Annotated in this window: 4 protein-coding genes; 2 read left to right on the top strand and 2 right to left on the bottom strand. The window is 65.1% G+C overall.

What is annotated here, in order from left to right; translation table 11 throughout:
- Positions 1-70: 70 nt before the first annotated feature.
- Together ACFSNB_RS18420 and ACFSNB_RS18415 are read left to right on the top strand one after the other, a co-directional pair.
- Positions 71-355: a hypothetical protein gene (locus tag ACFSNB_RS18420; protein WP_377319241.1), complete on the top strand. Its 285-nt coding sequence runs from the start codon at positions 71-73 to the stop codon at positions 353-355.
- Between the two features lie 197 nt (positions 356-552).
- Positions 553-2,325, top strand: a complete 1,773-nt coding sequence (locus ACFSNB_RS18415; RefSeq protein WP_377319239.1) for an SIR2 family protein — start codon at positions 553-555, stop codon at positions 2,323-2,325.
- Positions 2,326-2,526: 201 nt separating this feature from the next.
- On the opposite strand, the gene ACFSNB_RS18410 is transcribed toward ACFSNB_RS18415, so the two are convergent.
- Together ACFSNB_RS18410 and ACFSNB_RS18405 are read right to left on the bottom strand one after the other, a co-directional pair.
- Entirely contained in the window at positions 2,527-3,480 is a 954-nt protein-coding gene (locus ACFSNB_RS18410) for a DUF2493 domain-containing protein (RefSeq protein ID WP_377319237.1), read from the bottom strand.
- Positions 3,481-3,795: 315 nt separating this feature from the next.
- Positions 3,796-4,427, bottom strand: a 632-nt coding sequence (locus ACFSNB_RS18405) for a DUF7146 domain-containing protein (RefSeq protein WP_377319235.1), incomplete at its 5' end; no start/stop codon positions are given.

Below are 4,427 nucleotides of genomic sequence, written 5' to 3'. Positions count from 1 at the left end.
CTGATCCGCGCTGTTGGCGCGCCGAGAATCGAGCCGTGGGGACGACCCGGGCATCAGAAACGAACACCAGATGAGGGGGAAATCCTTCGCCACTGGGAACGAAACCCGCGCCGATAGGCCCCATCATCCCCTGCGAATCGGCGTGGCGGATCAGTCTGGACTCGATGCCGCGATCGAAATCACGGCCGGGTTCGGAGCCGGAAATACCGTCCAGCTTGGCCGCCAGCAGGCTGTTTCTGCGTCAGGGATTGAAGCCCGAAGGGCCGAGACGCCGCAGGTCGGCTCGGTTTACGAAAGCCCGGCGCGCGGAATTCCCCGCGCGGACGCCATCATTTTTATGGGCGCATCTCCATGATTTCCCTCCATGGAGGCCCTTCGTCTACAACCGGATTGCGCCTCATAGGGGGCGTTCCCGAGGAGAGGCGCCGATGCCCCATTGCAGACGCTCTCGTGGAATTGAATGGAAGCCGGCAATTTGGAGCGGACCCGCTGGCGACTGGTCTGTATGATTGATGACAACACCGCTAACTCCCTAACTAAGGGCAAAGGCTTATGACCGATCCCGTCACGGCATTGTCGTTCTCCATTTTCGAGAACAAGGGAGCCTACGCCGTCCTTCTGGGCTCTGGCGTGTCGCGTGCGGCCCAGATACCCACGGGCTGGGAAATCACACTGGACTTGGTCCGCCGGGTTGCCTTGCTGGACGGCGTGAAGGAACAGTCCGACTGGGCCGCGTGGTACCGGAAGAAGCACAAGGCGGACCCCAGCTACTCGGAGCAGTTGGCCGCCCTGACTGGGTCGCCGGAGGAGCGGCGATCCATCCTCCACAGCTATATCGAGCCGACCGAGGAGGATTTGGAGGAAGGGCGCAAGGTGCCGACCCCGGCCCACCGGGCGATTGCCCGTCTGGTTCGCGCCGGCTTCATCCGGGTCATCCTGACCACCAATTTTGACCGGCTGCTGGAGAACGCACTTCGCGACGAAGGCATCGAGCCGACAGTGATCAAGTCCGACGACGACCTGAAAGGCGCGGTGCCCCTGGTCCACAGCCGCTGCTATCTGATCAAGCTTCACGGCGATTACCTGGACACCCGCATCAAGAACACCGAGGACGAGTTGGCGTCCTACTCCCCCGAGATGAATGCCACCCTGGACCGTATCATCGACGAGCACGGATTGATCGTGTGCGGGTGGTCGGCGGATTGGGATGCGGCGCTTCGCTCCGCTTTGACCCGCGCGCCCAACCGCCGCTACACCACGTTTTGGGCGGCACGTGGCGAACCATCCCCTGCGGCGCAAGACCTGATCACTCATCGCGCGGCGAAGATGATCCCGATCACTGACGCGGACAGCTTTTTTGCCAAGGTTGAGGCGCAGGTTTCTATCCAGGCCGAGACCCAGCGCGCCCACCCCGAGAGCACCGCGCTGATCATCGGCAGTGCCAAGAAGTATCTGGCTCGGCCGGAGCATCGAATCCAGTTGGCGGAGTTGGTCGGCGAAACCCAACGTCGGTTGCAAGCCGCCGCTTCGACCGAGGAATTTGAGGTTCGGGGCAATTGGTCCAAGGAAGAGTTCTGCCAACGGGTGACACGCTACGAGGCGATCAGCGAGCCTTTGGTCCGGCTATTTGGCGTCATGGGGCGATGGGGCGACGGCAGCGAGTTTAGTCTTGTCGCTGATGTGCTCCGAGACCTGGCATCCGTGGAGTCGGCCAGCGGAAATACCGGATGGCTTGCACTGCGGACCTATCCTGCGGTACTTGCCCTCTATGGCTACGGCATCGGTGCGCTGGTTGGCCGGAGGTTTAAGCCCCTATTTCAGTGGCTGACAATTTCTTTACAGACGCGGCGAAATGAAGCTGAGCCAGCAGTCAATCAGCTTTTCCTTTGGCGATGGGAGGGTGGCACCAAGGAGGCTTGGCAATCACTTGAAGGTTTCGAACGCCGCAAGACGCCGCTCAGCGACCACCTTTTCGAGGTCTTCCCCACATGGGCGCAGGACCACCTTTTCGCCTCTCGACGCTATGAAGAAGCCTTCGAGATGTTCGAGGTCTTGGCGGCCCTGGCTTTTCTCACATGGCGAACCAATAAGGACGAACTGCAATCCGCCCTCTCTCAACAAGCCAATGACCGCAACTACGTTTGGGCTCCGGTGGGACGTACCGCGTGGCACAGCGAAATTCGCGACAGGGTATTTGCGGCGTTTGAGGCGCCGGAGACGCGAAAGGCGGTCTTGGATGCTGGTTTCTGTCGGGGCGACGCTGATTTTCTATCAAGGGCAGAAATGAGCCTTAAGCGCCTGATGGACAGGATCGAATGGACTTAGGCGCTCCCCCGAGTCTCGCGAGACTCACGCCCTCGTGAGTCTGGATTTCTTGGAGTATGACGGAAATTCAAGGGGGCACTATACCTAATCCGAACGTCCGCTTTATCAGGCCCCGCATCCCAAACCCGTCCGTCCGCTTCCGGCCCATTTTGGTCATAGCCAAACCTCGACGCAAGCGACCGCTCCTGCCCAAAGCGGCGCTTACGCGCCGCCCTCGGAGCCGAATCTCCACACCGGGATGCCGAGCTTGCGGGCCTTGTCGACGAGGTTGTCGCTGATGCCGGAGCCGGGGAAGGCGATCAGACCGATCGGCAGTACCTCGATCATCTGGTCGTTGCGCTTGAAAGGAGCGGCGTTCTTGTGCCGGGTCCAGTCCGGCTTGAACACCACCTGCGCCACCTTGCGCGAGTCGGCCCAGCAGGCGGCGATCCGCTCGGCGCCTTTCGGACTGCCGCCGTGCAGCAGCACCATGTCGGGATGCTTGGCCCGGACGCGGTCGAGCACGTCCCAGATCCGGCGATGGTCGTTGCACTCGGCCCCGCCGGTGAAAGCGATACGCGCGCCCGGAGGCAACAGCAGCTGGGTGTCGGCGCGGTGGCGGGCGGCGATAAAGTCCCGGCTGTCGATCACCGCGGCGGTGAGGGCGCGATGGTTGACCATCGATCCGACGCGCGGCCGCCAGGCGGAACCGGTGACCGCCTCGTAGCGCTCGGCGGCGGTGTCGCGGAAGAACTCGAAGGCGTTGCGGCGCTCGATCAGACCGAGGCCCTGTTCGATCAACCGCTCCAGTTCGACCGAGCGCACCTCCGAGCCGTTCTGTTCCAGCCGGGAGCGATTCTGCGCCTGTTCGTTGGCGTCGAGATCGCGTTCGAGCCGGTCGATCTTGCGGAGGAAGATCGCCGCGAAGGACCACAGCAGGTCGGCGAGATCGTCCTCGAGTCTGGTGTCGGCCAGCAGGGCGGCAAGGGCATCGACGATGCCGGCGAGTTCGCCCCGCACCATCTCGGGTTCGGGCAGCGGACGGGGATCAGGCTCGTCCTGACCGGGGCGATAGAAGTAGAGGATCAGTTCGTCGAGCAGGCTGGCGGTGGCGGATTGGGCGTGAGCTTCCGGTTCGGTTTCGGGGTCAAGAAACGGGAGGGAGGTGGGGATCATGGCGGGCTCCTCGTCGCTGGGACCGCGTCCATCGCGGCCTTCACGGGGATCCTTTGCCGGGGCCGATCCGGGCGCGCACCCGAGAGGGCCGAAGCCAACGGCGGAGGAGGAGGAGCGGCCCGCGCTTTCTTGCTGCGCGAGGAGGCCGCAGGCCGGGGAAGAAAGCAAGCGGGACGGTCCTTGCGCGCCCGGTCCGCGCCCTGGCAGATCCCCCGCACGGGAAGGCCGTGGGTCGCGGCTCCGGACGTAACGGGAGCCCACGACTGCCCCCCTTTCCGGATTGGACCGGCCCGGAGACCGGACACCCGCCCCCGATCAGCCCCGCGACCGATGATCAATGAGCCGCCGCGCATCGTCCGGGACGAGTTGCCCGGCCAGATGCCCCCGGAGCCAATCGGGGCCGAAGCGCAGCAGATCGGCGTTGAAATCCTCGCCCCACGGCAGCAGCGGCCGGACCTCGAGCCCCTGGGCGGCCCCGCGTGCGATCAGCCGCGCCACCGCCTTGCGACCGGCGGGATCGTTGTCGCGGGCGACATACAGGCGGACCAACCCGGGCGGGAAAGCGAAGGCGGCGAGGTGGTTGGCGGACAGAGCGGCGACGACCGGCAGGGTGGGCAGAACCGAGCGCACCGCCAGCATGGTTTCGATCCCCTCCCCCGCCGCCAGCAGGTCGGCGACGGGACCGAAGCGGACGGCGTTGCCGAGCAGATGACCGAGCGCCCGGCGCGGGGTGACAAGCGGGGCCTTGGCCGGCCGGTCGCGGTCGAGCCAGGTCCGCTGCACCCCGGTGATCCGGCCCGCGCCATCGGTGACGGCGGCGAGCAGCGCCGGCCAGCTCTGGCGGGGGGCGTCGGGATGGGGACGGTACCACAGCGCCGGATGGAAGCGCAGGGCCGGCAGATCGAGCCGACCGGTGATGCCGCGCCCCCGCAGATAGGCCTCGGCCA

It is taken from the genome of Phaeospirillum tilakii, from assembly GCF_042683125.1.
Lineage (GTDB): Bacteria > Pseudomonadota > Alphaproteobacteria > Rhodospirillales > Magnetospirillaceae > Phaeospirillum > Phaeospirillum tilakii.
The sequence above is the reverse complement of the archived record's forward strand: the minus strand, read 5'-3'. Positions and strand labels throughout refer to the sequence as shown.